Source organism: Nonomuraea candida, assembly GCF_000725485.1.
GTDB classification, from domain to species: Bacteria; Actinomycetota; Actinomycetes; order Streptosporangiales; family Streptosporangiaceae; genus Nonomuraea; species Nonomuraea candida.
The window spans coordinates 145318-161247 of the sequence record NZ_KL647031.1; the positions used below are offsets into that span (position 1 = coordinate 145318).

The following is a 15930-nucleotide window of genomic DNA, read 5'->3' on the forward strand; positions in this document are numbered from 1 at the left end:
CCGAGCCTCGAAGGGCCGCGCGGGCGCTTGGGTTCACATGGCCGTCGCGAGGCCCTCGAAGGAGCAGGCCCTCTTCCCGGGATGCTCACAGGACCGCGCCGTCGTCCCAGCCGGAGTCGTTGGGCGGGCCGTCGCCCATGCGCACCACCAGCGCCACGAACCCGCCGATGAACGCCGCCACCGCCGTGAACAGCGCCCACCCCTCCATGTGCCAGCTCGCCATCGCCGCCACCAGCAGGTAGGCGGGGCCGCCGAACAGCGCCACCCAGGCCAGCTTGGTCGGCAGGTCCAGCTTGGGCAGCGGGGGCGGCGGCGGGGGCTCGTAGTGGCCCTCGTCCTCGTCGTCCTCCGTGTCCGGCCGGTCGAGCACGTCGCCGGGCTCGGTCGGGTCGCCGGCGAACGCGTCGTCCCGGGCGGCCGGGTCGTCCTCCTCCGAGGGCTTGACGACCCGGCGGGTCGGCTCGGGGGCGACGTTCTCGCTGTCCGGCCATGGCTGGTCGGCCGAGTCACGCTCGGCGGTGTCGTTGAAGGACGCGACGATCTGCCGCCAGACCTCGTCCTCGTCACTCTGGGGCGTCACCTAGATGGGCCTCTCCGCAGCGATCGCGACTTCCCCCTGGGTGCGATCAGTCCCTCTGCAAGGGTACCGAGGCATGTGTCCGGATGAAGTCGAGGCTCCCGGCAAAGATCCTGTCGGCATCGTTGTCAAGCGTCGCAACATGGTAGCTATCGGAAAGCTCCTCGATCGTGGCCTGCGGGACCTTCTCGCGAATGATCGCGACACTCGTCGGCTTCACCACGTGGTCCTCCGTGCTGTGGAAGACCAGCAGCGGCTGCGTCACCTTCGCCAGGTCGGCCTGCACCAGCGACCACAGCCCCGGCAGCGAGGCCGCGGCCTTGACCGGGGTGCGGGTGTAGGCCAGCTCGGTGACGCCGGGCTTCTTGACGTCGTTGGCGACGCCGGGCACCGACGCGATGAACCATTTGAGCAGCGGGGCCAGCTTCAGCAGCGGCACGTCGTTGGCGATCGACGGGTTGACCACCATGACGCCCCTGATCGCCGGGCCGTGCACCTCGGCCAGCCGCAGCGCCAGGCAGCCGCCCAGCGACAGCCCCGCCACGAACATCTCCGTGCAACGGCCCTGGAGGTCCGCGAACGCCTTCTCGACCTCGGCGTACCAGTCCTCCCAGCGGGTCCTGTTCATCTCCTGCCACCTGGTGCCGTGTCCGGGCTGGCGGGGCAGCGAGACGCTGATCCCGTGCCCGGCCAGATATTCGGCCCACGGCCGCAGCGACTGCGGCGTGCCGGTGAATCCATGGCAGAGCAGCACACCGATCTGACCTGCTCGATGGTGATACGGCTCCGCACCTGGCATGAGCGGCATAACAGCTCCTCTGTGCCGTTTCATTCCGGCAATTTCCGCCGGAACGGCCCGATCGTCGCATGTTCCGGGGTGTTTGTGCGAGAGCTGGTGTAGGAGCATGGCCGCCGAGATGGGAAGATGACTCTGCCCGCTGACAATGTCGGCCGAAAACGGTCGCAGACGAAGTGCGCAGGAAGAGGTGCCAGGGTGTTCTACTGGGTGGTCAAGGCCATCTTGGGGCCGATACTCCACCTCGTCTTCCGACCGTGGACCGAGGGCGCGGAAAACGTGCCCAAGCAGGGCCCCGCGATCCTGGCCGGCAACCACCTGTCCTTCGCCGACCACTTCTTCGGCCCGCTGCAGATCCGGCGCAAGGTCATCTCGCTGGGCAAGGCCGACTACTTCACCGGCCGCGGCGTCAAGGGCTTCTTCACCCGGCTGTTCTTCAGCGGGGTCGGCACCGTGCCGATCGACCGCTCGGGCGGCAAGGCCAGCGAGGCCGCGCTGCGCACCGGGCTGCGGGTGCTGCGCGAGGGCAACATCCTGGGCATCTACCCCGAGGGCACCCGCACGCCCGACGGGCGGCTCTACAAGGGCAAGACCGGCGTGGCCCGGCTCGCGCTGGAGTCGCGGGTGCCGGTGATCCCGTGGGCGATGATCAACACGTACGAGATGATGCCGCCGGGGCGGGTGCTGCCCAAGCTGGGCATCCGGCCGGGCGTGAGGTTCGGCAAGCCGCTCGACTTCTCCCGCTACTACGGCATGGAGGACGACCGGCTGGTGCTGCGCGCGGTGACCGACGAGATCATGTACGCGCTGATGGAGCTGTCGGGGCAGGAATACGTCGACAAATACGCCGCCAGCGCCCGCGTCGAGATGGAGCGCGCGGCGCGCGCGTCGAAGGGATAGCCACCGCGGCGGCCCTGGGGGGTGACCTCCGTGCGTCCGCCGGAGGCGGCGGTCACACGGAGGAGCGTAAGGCCTCCTCCGTCTTCAGCATGGCGCTCGTCATCGTGTGCAGCTCCTCCCGGCTGAGCCGGTCGATGAGGTAGGCGCGCACGACCTCCAGGTGGCCCGGCGCCACCCGCTCCAGGCAGCTCAGGCCCGCCTCCGTCAGCACCGCCAGCACGCCGCGGTCGTCGGACGGGCAGTTGGCCCGTTTCACCAGCCCGGCCTTCTCCAGCTGGGTGATCTGGTAGGTCAGCGCGCTCTTCGACACCACCACACCCCTGGCCAGCTCCGTCATGCGCATCTGGCGGCCGGGGGCGTCGGACAGCCGCACCAGGATCTCGTATTGCGGGTGCGTGAGGCCGGCGGACGCCTTGAGCTGCTCCTCGATGCGCCGCTCCAGCAGATGAGAGGTGGACACGAAGGCGCGCCAGGCCGCCATCTCCGTCGCGTCCAGCCATCGGGGCTCCGTCACCGCATCAGTGTACTGTCGTTCGAATTTGAACCGACACTGCTAGGGTTGTCGTTAAAATCTGAACAACTACCGAGGAGGCCACACATGGCCGATCAGGCGCGTCCCGTCGTCTTGCTGCTCGCCCGGATCGCCGTCGGGGTGATCTTCCTGGTGCACGGCTACCAGAAGTTCGCGACGATGGGTATCGCGGGCACGACGAAGTTCTTCGAGTCCGCCGGCATCCCGCTGGCCGGCGTGGCCGCTCCGGCCGTCGCCGCGCTGGAGGTGGTGGGCGGCCTGGCGCTGATCCTGGGCGCGGCGCTGCCGGTCGTCGGCACGCTGCTGGCCCTCAACATGATCGGCGCGATCGTCTTCGTGCACGGCCCGAGCGGGCTGACCGGCGAGGGCGGCTACGAGTTCGTCCTGGCGCTGGCGGCGGCCAGCCTGGCCGTCGGCTTCACCGGCGGCGGCGCGCTCGCCCTCGACGGCGTCGTGGCCCGCCGCCGCAGCACGGCCACCGCGACCGCCTGACGCACGTCCTGACCACCGGGTGCGGGTGCCCGGCAGTGACGGTCACCCGCACGGCCGGGCACCCCGCGCACCCGCCTGCACGACCATGCGTGCGCGGGCCCGCCGTGCCGCGGGCCGGCGTGGATGCGGGCGGGCGCGGGCCTGCCCGCTGGGGTCGGGTGGGTGCTCGTCTGCCGGCCGGGCCGGCGGCGTGGATGCGGGCCGGGGTGGTCAGGTCAGGTGGGCGCGGATCTGCTTGATGTGCTCCGGCGTCGTACGGCAGCAGCCGCCGATCAGCGACGCCCCCGCCCGCTGCCACTCCCGCGCGGCCCGCCCGAACTCCACCGGATCGGCCAGCCCCAGCCAGCGGCGGCCGGCGGCGTCCCACGTCTCGCCCGAGTTCGGGTAGACCACCACGGGCAGCCCGCCGGACAGGCACGAGATCAGCCCGGGGATGTGGCGCGGCGCGGTGCAGTTCGCGCCGACGGCCACCACCTGCGGATTGCCCCCGAACAGCGCGGCCGCCTCGCTGATCGGCGTGCCGTCGTTGAGCCGCTCGCCGTCACGGCACGAGAAGCTCACCCACGCCTTCACCTCCGGCGTGCGCGCCAGCAGCCTGGCCAGCGCCCGCGCCTCCGGGTAGGACGGGATCGTCTCGCAGGCCAGCAGGTCGGCCCCGGCGTCGGCGAGGATCTCCCAGCGCGGCAGGTGCCAGGTGTACAGGCCGTCCTCGTCGAGGTCGTAGTCGCCGGTGTATTCGGCGCCGTTGGCCAGATAGGCGCCGTACGGGCCCACCGAGGCCGCCACCAGCCCCCGCCCCGCCTCGTCGCGGGCCTGCCCCGCCAGCTCGACCGACAGCCGGATCAGCCGCTCGGCCCGCTCCGCGTCGAGCCCCCGCCGCGCGAACCCCGGCAGCGTCGCCTGATAGCCGGCCGTGGTGGCCACGTCGGCTCCCGCCGCGAAGTAGTCCGCGTGCGCGCGCCTGATCAGGCCGGGCTCCTCCAGCAGCAGCCGCGCCGACCACAGCTCGTCGCTCAGGTCGGCGCCCAGCTCCTCGAGCCGGGTGGCCAGCCCTCCGTCCAGGACAAGTGTCGTCACTTCTCCAGGGTATGGGCAGGGAAGGCCGCTTTGACCTGGTCGCCCCTGCTCAGGCCCGCCCCGGGGCCAGGGCCGAGGCCCGGCAGGGGCTTCTCCGGGTCAGGACGCGCCGAAGGTCGGGGGATGGCGGGTCGGGGTGTGGGGATGGCGGGTCGGGGTGTGTCGGGGTGGGGGGACGGTGGGTCAGGGGTGCGCCGGGGGTGGGGGGACGGCGGCGGCGCGGGACAGGGCCGGCCGGTCGAGGACGATCACCTCGCCGGCCCCGATCTCGATCATGCCCCGGCGCTCGAACCCGCGCAGCGCCCGGTTGACGCTCACCCGGGTCGCCCCGATCTCGGCCCCCAGCCCCGCCTGGCCGCCGTGCAGCGGCACCCGGCCGCTGGCGCAGCGGCGTACCAGCCAGGCCGCCACCCGCGTCGGCACGTCCCTGACCGACGCGTCGAGGAGCCGCTCGTCGAGGTCGCGCACGGTGGCCGCCAGCGTGCACAGCAGCCGCGCCGCCACGGACGGCTCCGCGTCGACGAGCTGCAGCACGGCGGCGCGCGGCAGGTAGGCCACCTCGACCGCCGTCATGGCCGTCCGGGTGGCCCGGTGCGGCCCGTCCACCAGCAGGGCCGTCTTGTCGAACGCGACCGGCGCCTGCTCCACGGCCAGCACCACCTCCCGGCCCTCCGCGCTCACCCGGGCCGCCTTGACCCGCCCGGCCAGCAGCACGATCAGGTGGTCGGCCGGGTCGCCCTCGGTGCACAGCACCTGCCCGGCCGCGTACCGCCGCCGCCGGGCCGCCGCCGCCAGAGCGGCCAGCCGCTCCGCGCCGAGCCCGCCGAACATGGGCAGCTCGGCCAGCTCGTGAGTCATGTATCCCGTGATACACCATCGCCGTGCCCGGCGATGCTGACCGCCCGGCGAGCCGGGCCCTAGCGTGCCGGGCATGGCGAAATACGTGGTGCACCTGGCCTTCGACGGCGACCCCCGGCGGCTGGCCGCCCGCCCGGCGCACCGGGAGCACCTGCGGCGGCTCAAGGAGCGGGGCCTGCTGGTGACCGCCGGGCCCTGGGCGGACGACAGCGGGGCGGTGCACGTCTATGAGGTGGCCGACGAGGCCGAGCTGCGCGGGATCCTCCGGGAGGATCCGTACACGGCGGTGGACGGCTGCGAGATCGTGCTGCTGAAGGAGTGGACGCCCATCATGTGACCGGCGTCCACTCCTCCACGGCGCGGGGACGGATCAGCCGCGCTTCCAGAACGGCCGCCGCCCACCGCTCGGAGAGCCCGGCCGCGCGTCCGGGGCCGACGGGTCGCCGCCGGGGGAGCCCGGCCGCGCGCCCGGGGCAGCTTCCGGCGCTGATGGGCCGCCGCCGGGCGAGGACGGGTGCGGGTGGGCGGGCGGGGTGTCGCCGGCGAGTGCGGTCAGGGTCGCGACGGCGCGGTCGTGCAGCGCCCGCGCGTCCGCTCCCGGGCGTTCCGCGCCCTCCAGCTCCCTGGCCAGCGCCTCCAGCTCGGGGTTCCCGCCCAGGAACGCCGCCAGGGCCGCCAGCCGGGTGCCCAGGTCCGCCAGGTAGAGCAGGTCCGGCGCCGGCAGGGCGGTGAGCCGGTCGAGCTCGGCGCGGAGCTGGGGCCGTACCGCGTCCAGCCGGTGGGCCGGGTGGGGCGGCGCGCCGCGCCTGCCGGGGACGGACCTCGGCGGCCCGCCGGGCACGGGCGGGCGTCCCGGCGCGCCCGGCAGGGACGGCCCGCCGGGCGCGGGCGGTCGCGGAGCCGCCGGCTCGGGGCCGCCGACACCCCCGCCCGCCGACTCGGGGCCGCCGAGACCCCCGCCAGCCGGCCCGCCGGCCAGGAACCCCTGGTCCAGGTCGGCCGAGGCGAGCCCGGGCGCCGGCATCCGCATCCGGGGCGAAGGGCCGGCGGCCAGCATCACGTTGGCCCCGAACGCGCCCATCATCGGCGGAGCCTGCGGCAGCTCCCAGCCGCTCGGCGGCTCCACCGGCTGGATCACCCGGTGCTCCGGCCCCTCGCCCGCGACCTGCCGGGTGTCCACCGCCACGTACGCGGTGAAACGGCACAACACCCCGTACTCCAGCGACGTGCGCACGATCCGCTCCTCCAGGTCGTGCTCGCCCATCGCGTACCGGTCCTCCAGCTCCCGCAGGTGGGCGCGGGCCCACACCGCCCGGATGGCCGGGTTGTCCACGGTCACGCCGGGCACCTGCTCCTCCCACGGCGCGCCCGCCGAGATCCCGCGCACGGTGACCGACGAGCCCGCGCGGTAGCGCCCGTACGCGCGCAGCGGCACCCCCGGGAAGATCGAGCCGAGGTGCGTCACCGTGCCGGGCTCCACCTCCAGCCCCTTGAGCGACAGATCGGTCACGAGGGGAGCGCCGATCCTGCGGTGGATGTGGTCCATCGCGGCGTCGAGCCGGTCCTCCGACTCGACCAGCTCGCACCGGCCCGCGCCCAGCCCGGCCAGGCGGCCCAGGAACCCGGCGTTCACGGCCCTGTCGATGCCGACCGTGTGCACCCGCATGGCCGACAGCGCGCCGCCGGCCTGCTCCAGGATCTGGTCCTCGTTGCCCACCTGCCCGTCGGTGACCAGCACCACGACCCGCTCCCGGCCGTCCGTCCGGCCGCCGAGCAGGGCGATGGCCCGGCGCAGCGGTTCGAGCAGCTCGGTGCCGCCGCGGGCGTCCACCCGGGACAGGTGCTCGACCGCGCGGTAACGGTGGCGGTCGGACGCCTCCACCAGCCCCTCGAACGCCTCCTCCACGACCGAGTCGAACGTCAGCACCGCGAGCCTGTCCTGCGCCGTCAGCGTGTCCACGATGCGCGCGGCGGCCCGGCGGGCGCAGACCATCTTCCAGCCGCTCATGCTGCCCGAGCGGTCGAGCAGCAGCACCAGGTCGCGCGGGGTGCGGGCGCCCTCCAGCGCGGGCGGCAGCACGGTCAGCGCGAACGTGTCCCGGCCGTCGAGCTGCAGCGCCGTCGAGGCGTCGTACGACAGCCGCAGCACGAAGTCGCGGTCGAGCCGCTCGCCGGGCCGCAACCGCACCGTACGCCCCCCGGGGTCTTCGGCGGGGGGCTCTTCCTCCACCACGTGGAGGCTGGAGGCCAGCTCGCGCAGCTCCAGGCCGGCGGCGTCCACGGTGGCGGCCAGCGAGAGGCGCACCGGGTTGGGGAAGCCCGGCAGCAGGACCGGCGGGCTGATCCTGGAGGCGTCGGGCACGGCGTCGGTGTCGGGCGCGGCGCCGTCACCGGCCGGCGGCCCGTCGATCGGGCTGCCCGGGATGTAGCGCGGCGCCACGACCAGCGGGAACCTGAACGTGGCCGCGCCGTCCTCGTACGGCAGCGGCTGGCTCATGGTCAGCCGCACCGCGACGCGCTCGCCGGGCAGGAGGTTGCCCACCCTGATCGTGAACACGTCGGGCCGGTCCTCCTCGGCGATCGCGGCCCGCCTGCCCTCGCGCAGCGCCCGGTCGTAGTCGGCCCTGGCCTGGCCGCGCTCCTTCAGCACGCCTTCGACCACCCGGTCGTCGGCCTCCATCCGGAACCCCGTCACGGCCGCCCTGTCGGGCAGCGGGAAGACGTACGTGGCCTCCAGCGTGACGTCGAACGGGTTCCTGAACCCCTGCGTGACCTCCACCCCGGCGATCAGCCCCGTGATGTCCGCGGTCACGTCCACGCTCTCCAGCGGCAGGTTGCCGCGCTCGGTCAGCAGCGCGCCGAACCCGGCGTCCGGCACCGGCAGGCACCGCGCGGGCTCCAGCGAAGTGATCCTCATATCAGCTTCCTCTCTTCGAGCACCGCGAGCAGCGGCCCCGCCGCCGCCAGCACCGCCTGCACGTCCTCCTCGGACGGGACCCGGCCCGCGTCCAGCACGACCCGCACCCCGTCACCCAGCCTGACCCCCACGACCACACCCCCGGCCACACCCCGGGACCCGGCTCCCTGCACCCCGCCGTTCCCTGTCCCGGCGGTGTCCGTCCCGGCGGTCCCTGTTTCGGCGGTCCCTGTCCCGGCGGTCTCTGCCACCCCGGGCGGTCCCGCGGTTCCTGCCGCGGCGCTCTCCGCCACGCGTCCGCTACCCGGCCGCTCGGCCCAGAACCGCCCGCGCCCGGGCTCGCCGCCGCGCCCGTCGTCCCGCCGCCCGGCACGGTCACCGCCCCCGGCCATCGCGTCACCGCTCACGCCGGCGCGGGCAGCGGGCATCAGGGGCGGTCGAGGCGGGACGGCGGCGGGCGGGCGAGGCCCGTCCGTGGCGGGCCGTGGGTGAGGCTCGCTCGCGACAACCTGCGGATGAAGTGCGTCCGGGAGGGACTGGCCGGGCAGGCGGGCCGCCGTTTCCAGCGTGCGGTCCGTGGCTCCGGCCAGTGCCGCCTGGATCTCGGCGATCGAGTGCCCGGCCGCCTGGAGGCGTTTCACGGCGACGAGCTGGAGCAGGTGCCGCCGCCCGTACCGGGCCACCCTGCCGCGCCTGGTCAGGGGCGGGTCGAGCAGGCCGATGGTCGTGTACCACCTGATCAGGCGCTCTCCCGGCACCTCGCGGACCCGCCCGCTGGCAGGCGGGGGCGCGCCGGCGCGCAGGGCCCGCGCCGCGTGCTCGGCCAGCTCGCCGATGGTCCAGGTGTCGCTCATAAGCCCACAGTGACACTGTCATCATTACACTGTCAACAACGGCGGAATCGGCCGCCGGATCACGGTGGAGCTCGGAAGATCCGGCGCCCGAAATGTGTTGGTAAATGTGTAAAGTCCGACCGACGGGGAGGAAATACACATGGCTACGATCACCGGCCCGCTTTCGGGCGATGCCAAGAACACCGTCGCGGAGGCCCTCCAGGGCACCCTGGTCGATCTCATCGATCTCTCGCTGGTCGCCAAGCAGGCGCACTGGAATCTCGTCGGGTCCCACTTCCGCCCCATCCACCTCCAGCTCGACGAGCTCACCGAGCTGGCCAGAACCCACATGGACACCATCGCCGAGCGCGCCGTGGCCCTCGGGGCCAACCCGGACGGCCGCTCCACCACGGTCGCCCGCTCCACCAAGCTCCAGCAGCCGGAGAGCGGCTGGTTGGAGGACGGCAAGGTCGTGGCGACCATCACCGACATCCTCAGCGGCATCAGCAAGCGGATGTACGAGCGCATCCAGGCCACCGACGAGGCCGACCCCGTCAGCCAGGACCTGCTGATCGCCGTGACGCAGGACATCGACAAGCAGCACTGGATGTTCCAGGCTCAGCGCTGAGCCGACCGGCCGCACTGCGGCCGGCGCCGAGGCGTCGAACGCGGAGAGCCCGGGCGGACGGCCCGGGCTTTCGCCTGTCCGGGGCGGCGGCGGGGGCGCGCGCCGGGCGGGAGGTGTCCGTCTCCGCTACGGTGCTGTCACCGCTCCTCAGTTCGACGCGCCGGCGAGGCGGGGGAGGAGCGCGTCGGATCGTCACGCAGGGTCACGGCGGCGCCGGGGCCGGTGAGACGCGGGCCCCGGACGGATCACGATCCGTGACGTACGCGCCCCGCCGGAGAACCGGGACGCGAGGTTTGCGCAGAGTTTGATCTCGCGAGTCCCTGCCATTCATGTCGGTGCGGTCGACTAGCGTGGCACCTAGAGGGAGGCCCCACGATGTCGCGCAAGACTCTCCTCCGCACGGGCCCGCTCGTGCCGGGCGGCGTCAGCCCGTACGGTCCGCTCGGCCTGCCCGATCCCGGCGGCCTGGCGTTGCCCCCGGGGTTCGCCGGCCGGGTCGTGGCCCGTTCCGGCCACAAGGTGGCCGGGCTGACCTGGCACGCCGCGCCCGACGGCGGCGCCTGCTTTCCCGACGGTGACGGCTGGATCTACGTGTCCAACTCCGAGCTGCCCCTGCTCGGAGGGGCCTCGGCGCTGCGCTTCCGCGCCGACGGCAGCGTGGCCGACGCCTACCGCATCCTGTCGGGCACCGATCTCAACTGCGCGGGCGGCGCCACCCCGTGGCACACGTGGCTGTCGTGCGAGCTCGGCCACCGGGGGCGCGTCTTCGAGTGCGACCCCTACGGCGCCCGCGCCGCGCGTCCCCGCCTGGCCATGGGGCGGTTCAAGCACGAGGCCGCCGCCTGCGACCCCGAGCGGCGCGTGATCTACATGACCGAGGACGAGCCCGACGGGTGCTTCTACCGGTTCCGGCCGGGCGACTGGGGCGACCTGACGGAGGGCACGCTGGAGGTCCTGTGCGCGTCGGGCGACTGGCGGGCGGTGCCCTCGCCGGCGGCCCTGCTCAAGGAGGCCCGCCACCAGGTCGAGGACGCGCGCCACTTCGACGGCGGCGACGGCTGCCACTACGCCGGCGGGGTGTGCTACTTCACCACCAAGGGCGACACCCGCCTGTGGGCCTACGACGCGCAGACCTCCACCCTCGACCGGCTCTGCGAGGGCGTGCGCGCCATCACCGCCGCCCCCTCCGGCGACCTCTACGTCGCCAGGGAGCGCCCGGAGATCGACGTCATCGCGCCCGACCGGGCGGTAACGCCGTTCCTGCGCCTCGAAGGGCACGACGGGGCGGAGCTGACCGGGCTGGCGTTCTCGCCCGACGGCGGGCGGCTCTACTTCTCGGCCAGGCGCGGCCGCACCGAGGGCCACACGTTCGAGGTCGCGGGCCCCTTCCGCACCTGACGCGCCTGAGCTGCCGGCGCGCCTGAGCCGCCGGCGCCGCGACGGCGGGCGGGCTCTTCCGCGCCCGAGCCGCCGGCGCCGTGGACGGCGGGCGGGTCAGCTCAGGTAGCGCACGAGCAGGTGCTTGAGCTCGTCCACCAGCTCGGCCGACCGCTCGGGCGCCGACGTGGTGATCATCGGCATCACCGCCTTGACCATGGCCAGCACCATGGTGCCCATGAGCCGGGCGCGCTCCTCCGTCAGGTCGGGGGAGCGGCGCCGCAGCAGGTCCGCGATGTGCCCCGCGATGTCCTCGTGCAGCCGCTGCGAGGCCGCGGCGAGCCGGTCGCCGGTGGCGGTGCCGTACAGCAGCGACCAGTACGCCGGCGAGGTGCTCTTGAACCGCACGCTCTCGTCCACGAGCTGCCCCACCAGCGCCTCGATCGGGATCTCCGGCGTGACGGCGGCCAGCCGCGCGGCCCAGAACTCCTGCCGGTCGACGGTGTAGCGGGCCACCAGCCCGTCGAGGATCTCCTCCTTGTTCCTGAAGAACTGGTAGAGCGACCCCGGCGACACCCCCGCCCGCGCGGCGACCTGGTTCGTGGTCATCTCCGGGTAGCCGACCTCGGCGATGACCAGCTCGGCGGCGTCGAGGATCTCGGCCATGCGCTTCAGGCCGCGCGCCTGCCGACGGACCGTGCGTTCAGCCATGGGTCTCCTCGTTGACAAATGCGAGCATTTACTTGTATTTCTGTTCCGGAACCAAACGCGAGCAGTTTACCGAGTTTCCGGGAGACCCATGAGATCTGTGCCCGCCACCGTCCGCGACCTCCGCCGCACGAAGGTCGCACGCCTGGCCGACGCCATGGGGCCCGCCCGATGACGGCTCCCCAGGCGACCCGTCCCCGCCCCCGCCCCGATCGCGCCGCCGCGGGCCCGCCCCTGCGCAGGCTCGGCTTCCTCCTCGTACGCCGCCGCAGGCTCGTCCTCTCGCTGGCCCTGGCCCTGCTGGTCGCCGCCGGCGTGCTGGCGGCGGGGGCGGCGTCGGGGCTGTCGCTGGCCAGGTTCGAGGCGCCGGGCTCGGAGTCGGACCGCGCGCAGGCCGAGCTGGCCGCGCGGTTCGGCACGGGCAGCCCCGACATGATCTTCCTGGTGACGGCGCGGACCGGCACCGTGGACGACCCGGCCGTCGAGGCCGCGGGCCGGGCGCTGACCGAGCGCGTCGCCCGCGCGGAGGGCGTCGCGGAGTCGGCCTCCTACTGGACCCGGGGCAAGCCCGCCACCCTGCGTAGCGACGACGGCAGGCACGCGCTGATCGTCGTGCGCATCCCGGGCGACGCCGACCACGTGCGCGCCCGGGTGCTGCCCGGGCTCGTCCCCGAGATCACCAAGGGCGACGACCTGCTCCAGGTGCGGGCCGGGGGAGGGGAGGAGGTCTTCAGGGAGACCGTGCCGCTGGCCAGGCAGGACTTCGTCCGCGCCGAGCTGGTGATCTTCCCGCTGGCGTTCGTGCTGCTCTGGCTCTACCAGCGGCGCGCGATGGCGGCCCTGGTGCCGATCCTGGCCGGCGTGTACGCCATGGTGGTCGGCCTGGCCCTGCTCAGCGGCGTCCTGCTGTTCACCGAGATCTCGACCTTCGCCCTCAACCTGACCCTGGCCATGGGCCTGGGCCTGGGCATCGACTACTGCCTGTTCGTCATCCAGCGCTTCCGCGAGGAGGTCAGGGGCGGCGCCGACCGGGCCGCCGCGGTCGCCGGGGCCGTCGAGCACGCAGGCAGGACCGTGCTGTTCAGCGGCCTGACCGTGGCCTCCTCCCTGGCCGTGCTGTTCGCGCTGCCCTTCGACTTCCTGCGCTCCTTCGCCTACGCCGGCATCGCGGTCGTCGCGGGCGGCCTGGTCGCGGCCGTGATCGTGCTGCCCGCCGTGCTCGCCACCATCGGCGGCGCCCTGCTGCCCAAGAGGGAGCGGCCCGAGCGGGCCGACGGCTTCTGGCACGGCCTGGCCACCCGCGTGATGCGCCGGCCGCTGCTGACCGGCGGGCTGGCCACGGTGCTGCTGCTGGTGCTCGCCTCGCCCTTCCTCGGCCTGCGCTTCGGCGTGGCCGACGATCGCATCCTGCCCCCGGAGGCGTCCTCGCGGCAGACGCAGGAGGTCATCCGCCAGTCCTTCCCCGCCGAGGAGACCGACGCCATCCAGCTCGTCTCCAGGGACACGGGCTCCCCGGAAGGCGTCGCGGCGTACGCCACGGCCCTGTCCCGGCTGCCCGGCGTCGCGCAGGTGGACTCGGCCGCCGGCTCCTTCGCCGGGGGCGCGCGCGTGGGCGACGGCGAGCCGGCCAGGTTCCAGGGGCAGGGCACGTGGCTGTCGGTGGTGCCGTCCGCCGCGGCGCTGGCCGACGACCCCGTACGCCTCGTCGAGGCCGTGCGCACGGTGCCGCCGCCCTTCGAGGTGCTGGTCGGGGGCTATCCGGCCGAGCTGTCGGACTACCGGGCCTCCGTCGTGGACCGCCTGCCGCTGCTGCTGGCGCTCATGCTGGTGGTGACGTTCGCCGTGCTGTTCCTCATGACGCGGAGCGTGGTCATCCCGATCAAGGCGACCCTCCTGAACGTGCTCAGCCTCGGCGTGATGTTCGGCGCCATCGTCTGGATCTTCCAGGACGGCAACCTGTCGGGCCTGCTCGGCTTCACCCCGACGGGCACGCTCGACCCGTCCATCCCGATCCTGATGCTCTGCGTCGCCTACGGACTGTCGATGGACTACGAGGTCTTCCTGCTCTCCCGGATCAAGGAGGAGTACGACAGGACCGGCGACACGGAGGCGGCCGTGGCCGCGGGCCTGCAGCGCGGCGCCCCGCTGATCACCGCCGCGGGCGGCATCCTGGCGCTCACGTTCGCCGCCTACGCCACGGCGTCGGTGACGTTCGTGCAGATGCTGGGCGTCGGCATGGCGGTGGCCGTGCTGGTGGACGCCACCGTGATCAGGGCCGTGCTGGTGCCGAGCCTGATGCGGCTGGCGGGACCGCTCAACTGGTGGCCCCACCGGGGCGCGCCTACAGGTCGCGCGACCACACCTGCTCGGTGACCGCGACGCCGTTCTCCATGCCCTTCTCCTCCGACTCCAGCTCGAACCCGGCCGCCTGGTAGATGCGCCGCGCGCTCACCAGGCAGTCGCGGGTCCACAACATGATCCGCTTGCAGCCCTCCGCCCGCGCGTGCCGCAGGCACTCCTCCACCAGCCGCCGCCCGAGGCCCAGGCCCCGGGCGGACGGCTCGACCAGCAGCATCCGCAGCTTGGCCGTCGTCTCGTCCTGCCGCACGTAGAACACGCAGCCGGCCCGCTCGCCGGCCACCTCGGCGATCCAGCCGGCGTCGCGGGTGAAGTCGAGCTCGGCCACGATCCCGGCGACGAGCTGCTCGAACTCGGTGCCCCAGCCGTATTCGGCGCTGTAGAGCACGCCGTGCCGGTAGACGACCCAGCCCAGGTCGCCGGTGCGCGGGGGCCTGATCACGTACGGCGCGCGCTCCCGCGATCCGTCCAGCAGCCGCCTGATCGTGGCCATGCTCGCGACCAGCCGCCCCTGCTCCTCCTCCGTCAGGCCGGTCAGCAGGCGGCCGATCTCGTCGGCCGAGCGCCGGTCGAGCGCCGCGAAGACCTCGGCCCCGGCGGGGGCGAGCCGGACGAGCTGCTTGCGCGCGTCGGACGCCGAACGCTCGCGCCTGACCAGCCCGTCGCCCTCGAAGCGGGCCAGGATGCGGCTGAGGTAGCCGGCGTCCAGGCCGAGCAGGCCGCGCAGCTCGCCGGTCTCCATCAGCCCGGTCTGCGCCAGCTCGAACAGCACCCGCACCTCGGTCAGCGAGTACGGCGAGTCGAGCATGCCCGCCTGGAGCGCGCCGATCACCTTCGTATAGAACCGGTTGAAGGCTCTGACCTCAGAGACTCTTGCCTCTGTCAACGAACTCATTGCCACAGTCAACCATAGGAGGATCTCCGCTGTGAAGCACGTGCGCATAGGCGGATACGGCCCGGGCATCGTCACCATCGGCGGCCCGGAAGGACGGGTCCTCACCAGGCTGGCGGCCGCCTCGTTCCTGGCCGCCCACCCCTCGCTGCCGGTCCTGTACGCCGTGGGCGAGCTCGAACGCGGCTGGCTCACCGCGTACGACGCCGGGCGGGACGAGCTCGCCCCCCTCGACGAGCGGCCGAGCGAGGGCAGCAGCCCCTGCCACGTCGCGGTGTCCCCCGACGGCGGCCTGCTCGCCGCCGCCAACTACGGCGACGGCACCGCCACCCTCTACCGGCTCGACGAGCGGGGCGCGTTCACCGGCGAGCCGATCGTGCTGCGCCACCAGGGCTCGGGCCCCGACCCCGAGCGCCAGGAGGGGCCGCACGCGCACCAGGCGGTCTTCCACGACGGCCTGCTGCACGTCTCCGACCTCGGCACCGACGAGATCCGCCGCTACCACCTCGACGGCACCCCGCTGGAGCCGATCACCATGCATCCCGGCACCGGCCCGCGCCACTTCGCCTTCTCCGGCGACCGCCTGTACGTCGCGGGCGAGCTGGACGGCACCGTCACCCTCATCGAGGGCGAGCGCCGCACCGTCGCCCCCGCCACCCGGCACGCCGCCAGGACCGCCCCCTCCCACCTGCACCTGGAGGGCGACCTGGTCTACGTCGCCAACCGCGGCCCCGACACCATCGCGGTGCTGCGCGCCGGCGACCTCTCCCCGGTGGCCGAGGTGCCCTCCGGCGGCGCGTGGCCCAGGCACTTCGCCATCGACGGCGACGACCTGTACGTGGCCAACCAGCACTCGGGCGACGTCACCCGCTTCGTGCTGCGCGACGGCGTGCCGGAGCCGGCCGGGGAGGCGTACGGCGTGGAAAGCCCGGCCTGCGTGCTGATCTCCTAAGGAGTTCGCCAAGTCGCGGCCCGGCGGGGCGGG

Annotated in this window: 16 protein-coding genes; 7 read left to right on the forward strand and 9 right to left on the reverse strand. The window is 73.7% G+C overall.

Annotated elements, in window-relative coordinates; translation table 11 throughout:
- Positions 1-85: 85 nt before the first annotated feature.
- Together IO39_RS44595 and IO39_RS44600 are read right to left on the reverse strand one after the other, a co-directional pair.
- The gene (locus IO39_RS44595) at positions 86-580 is read right to left on the reverse strand and encodes a hypothetical protein (RefSeq protein WP_043638426.1); all 495 of its coding nucleotides are present in this window, start codon (positions 578-580) and stop codon (positions 86-88) included.
- A gap of 46 nt (positions 581-626) precedes the next feature.
- Complete coding sequence (locus tag IO39_RS44600; protein WP_043638428.1) at positions 627-1385, reverse strand: alpha/beta hydrolase; 759 nt, start codon at positions 1383-1385, stop codon at positions 627-629.
- A 186-nt stretch (positions 1386-1571) separates the two neighbouring features.
- Here IO39_RS44600 and IO39_RS44605 point away from each other — a divergent pair, with 186 nt between their 5' ends.
- Positions 1572-2273: a lysophospholipid acyltransferase family protein gene (locus tag IO39_RS44605; protein ID WP_043638431.1), complete on the forward strand. Its 702-nt coding sequence runs from the start codon at positions 1572-1574 to the stop codon at positions 2271-2273.
- Positions 2274-2325: 52 nt separating this feature from the next.
- Here IO39_RS44605 and IO39_RS44610 read toward each other — a convergent pair whose 3' ends face one another.
- Positions 2326-2787, reverse strand: coding sequence for a MarR family winged helix-turn-helix transcriptional regulator (locus IO39_RS44610; RefSeq protein ID WP_043638432.1), 462 nt, complete (start codon positions 2785-2787; stop codon positions 2326-2328).
- Between the two features lie 84 nt (positions 2788-2871).
- On the opposite strand from IO39_RS44610, the gene IO39_RS44615 reads away from it, so the two are divergent.
- Positions 2872-3297: a DoxX family protein gene (locus tag IO39_RS44615; RefSeq protein ID WP_043638434.1), complete on the forward strand. Its 426-nt coding sequence runs from the start codon at positions 2872-2874 to the stop codon at positions 3295-3297.
- Between the two features lie 210 nt (positions 3298-3507).
- On the opposite strand, the gene mmuM is transcribed toward IO39_RS44615, so the two are convergent.
- Both mmuM and IO39_RS44625 read right to left on the reverse strand, forming a co-directional pair.
- On the reverse strand, positions 3508-4374 hold the full coding sequence (mmuM, locus tag IO39_RS44620) for a homocysteine S-methyltransferase (protein ID WP_043638439.1): 867 nt from the start codon (positions 4372-4374) through the stop codon (positions 3508-3510).
- 183 nt (positions 4375-4557) lie between these two features.
- The gene (locus IO39_RS44625; protein ID WP_052424182.1) at positions 4558-5232 is read right to left on the reverse strand and encodes a Crp/Fnr family transcriptional regulator; all 675 of its coding nucleotides are present in this window, start codon (positions 5230-5232) and stop codon (positions 4558-4560) included.
- Positions 5233-5305: 73 nt separating this feature from the next.
- On the opposite strand from IO39_RS44625, the gene IO39_RS44630 reads away from it, so the two are divergent.
- On the forward strand, positions 5306-5569 hold the full coding sequence (locus tag IO39_RS44630; RefSeq protein ID WP_043638440.1) for a YciI family protein: 264 nt from the start codon (positions 5306-5308) through the stop codon (positions 5567-5569).
- A gap of 33 nt (positions 5570-5602) precedes the next feature.
- On the opposite strand, the gene IO39_RS44635 is transcribed toward IO39_RS44630, so the two are convergent.
- On the reverse strand, positions 5603-8149 hold the full coding sequence (locus IO39_RS44635) for a VIT domain-containing protein (RefSeq protein ID WP_084774586.1): 2547 nt from the start codon (positions 8147-8149) through the stop codon (positions 5603-5605).
- Entirely contained in the window at positions 8146-9003 is an 858-nt protein-coding gene (locus IO39_RS58545) for a helix-turn-helix domain-containing protein (RefSeq protein WP_245642622.1), read from the reverse strand. The genes IO39_RS44635 and IO39_RS58545 overlap by 4 nt, the downstream gene beginning before the upstream one ends.
- A 139-nt stretch (positions 9004-9142) precedes the next feature.
- Between IO39_RS58545 and IO39_RS44645 the strand changes: the two genes are divergently transcribed.
- Together IO39_RS44645 and IO39_RS44650 are read left to right on the forward strand one after the other, a co-directional pair.
- Positions 9143-9610, forward strand: a complete 468-nt coding sequence (locus tag IO39_RS44645) for a Dps family protein (protein ID WP_043638443.1) — start codon at positions 9143-9145, stop codon at positions 9608-9610.
- Positions 9611-9985: 375 nt separating this feature from the next.
- Positions 9986-11008: an alkaline phosphatase PhoX gene (locus IO39_RS44650; protein WP_043638446.1), complete on the forward strand. Its 1023-nt coding sequence runs from the start codon at positions 9986-9988 to the stop codon at positions 11006-11008.
- A 96-nt stretch (positions 11009-11104) separates the two neighbouring features.
- Here the strand turns inward: IO39_RS44650 and IO39_RS44655 are convergent, their stop codons facing one another.
- The gene (locus IO39_RS44655; protein ID WP_043638447.1) at positions 11105-11698 is read right to left on the reverse strand and encodes a TetR/AcrR family transcriptional regulator; all 594 of its coding nucleotides are present in this window, start codon (positions 11696-11698) and stop codon (positions 11105-11107) included.
- Positions 11699-11866: 168 nt separating this feature from the next.
- On the opposite strand from IO39_RS44655, the gene IO39_RS44660 reads away from it, so the two are divergent.
- Positions 11867-14068, forward strand: coding sequence for an MMPL family transporter (locus tag IO39_RS44660; RefSeq protein WP_052424183.1), 2202 nt, complete (start codon positions 11867-11869; stop codon positions 14066-14068).
- Here IO39_RS44660 and IO39_RS44665 read toward each other — a convergent pair.
- Complete coding sequence (locus IO39_RS44665; RefSeq protein WP_245642623.1) at positions 14037-14885, reverse strand: bifunctional helix-turn-helix transcriptional regulator/GNAT family N-acetyltransferase; 849 nt, start codon at positions 14883-14885, stop codon at positions 14037-14039. The genes IO39_RS44660 and IO39_RS44665 overlap by 32 nt on opposite strands.
- Positions 14886-14979: 94 nt before the next feature.
- Between IO39_RS44665 and IO39_RS44670 the strand changes: the two genes are divergently transcribed.
- Complete coding sequence (locus IO39_RS44670) at positions 14980-15897, forward strand: lactonase family protein (RefSeq protein ID WP_052424185.1); 918 nt, start codon at positions 14980-14982, stop codon at positions 15895-15897.
- Positions 15898-15930 lie beyond the last annotated feature (33 nt).

What these genes read in the sequence shown, in the direction of transcription:
- IO39_RS44600 (WP_043638428.1), bottom strand. Translation starts at nt 1,385, where the DNA reads ATGCCGCTCATGCCAGGTGCGGAGCCGTATCACCATCGAGCAGGTCAG.
- IO39_RS44615 (WP_043638434.1), top strand. Translation starts at nt 2,872, where the DNA reads ATGGCCGATCAGGCGCGTCCCGTCGTCTTGCTGCTCGCCCGGATCGCC.
- IO39_RS44625 (WP_052424182.1), bottom strand. Translation starts at nt 5,232, where the DNA reads ATGACTCACGAGCTGGCCGAGCTGCCCATGTTCGGCGGGCTCGGCGCG.
- IO39_RS44630 (WP_043638440.1), top strand. Translation starts at nt 5,306, where the DNA reads ATGGCGAAATACGTGGTGCACCTGGCCTTCGACGGCGACCCCCGGCGG.
- IO39_RS44635 (WP_084774586.1), bottom strand. Translation starts at nt 8,149, where the DNA reads ATGAGGATCACTTCGCTGGAGCCCGCGCGGTGCCTGCCGGTGCCGGAC.
- IO39_RS58545 (WP_245642622.1), bottom strand. Translation starts at nt 9,003, where the DNA reads ATGAGCGACACCTGGACCATCGGCGAGCTGGCCGAGCACGCGGCGCGG.
- IO39_RS44645 (WP_043638443.1), top strand. Translation starts at nt 9,143, where the DNA reads ATGGCTACGATCACCGGCCCGCTTTCGGGCGATGCCAAGAACACCGTC.
- IO39_RS44650 (WP_043638446.1), top strand. Translation starts at nt 9,986, where the DNA reads ATGTCGCGCAAGACTCTCCTCCGCACGGGCCCGCTCGTGCCGGGCGGC.
- IO39_RS44655 (WP_043638447.1), bottom strand. Translation starts at nt 11,698, where the DNA reads ATGGCTGAACGCACGGTCCGTCGGCAGGCGCGCGGCCTGAAGCGCATG.
- IO39_RS44660 (WP_052424183.1), top strand. Translation starts at nt 11,867, where the DNA reads ATGACGGCTCCCCAGGCGACCCGTCCCCGCCCCCGCCCCGATCGCGCC.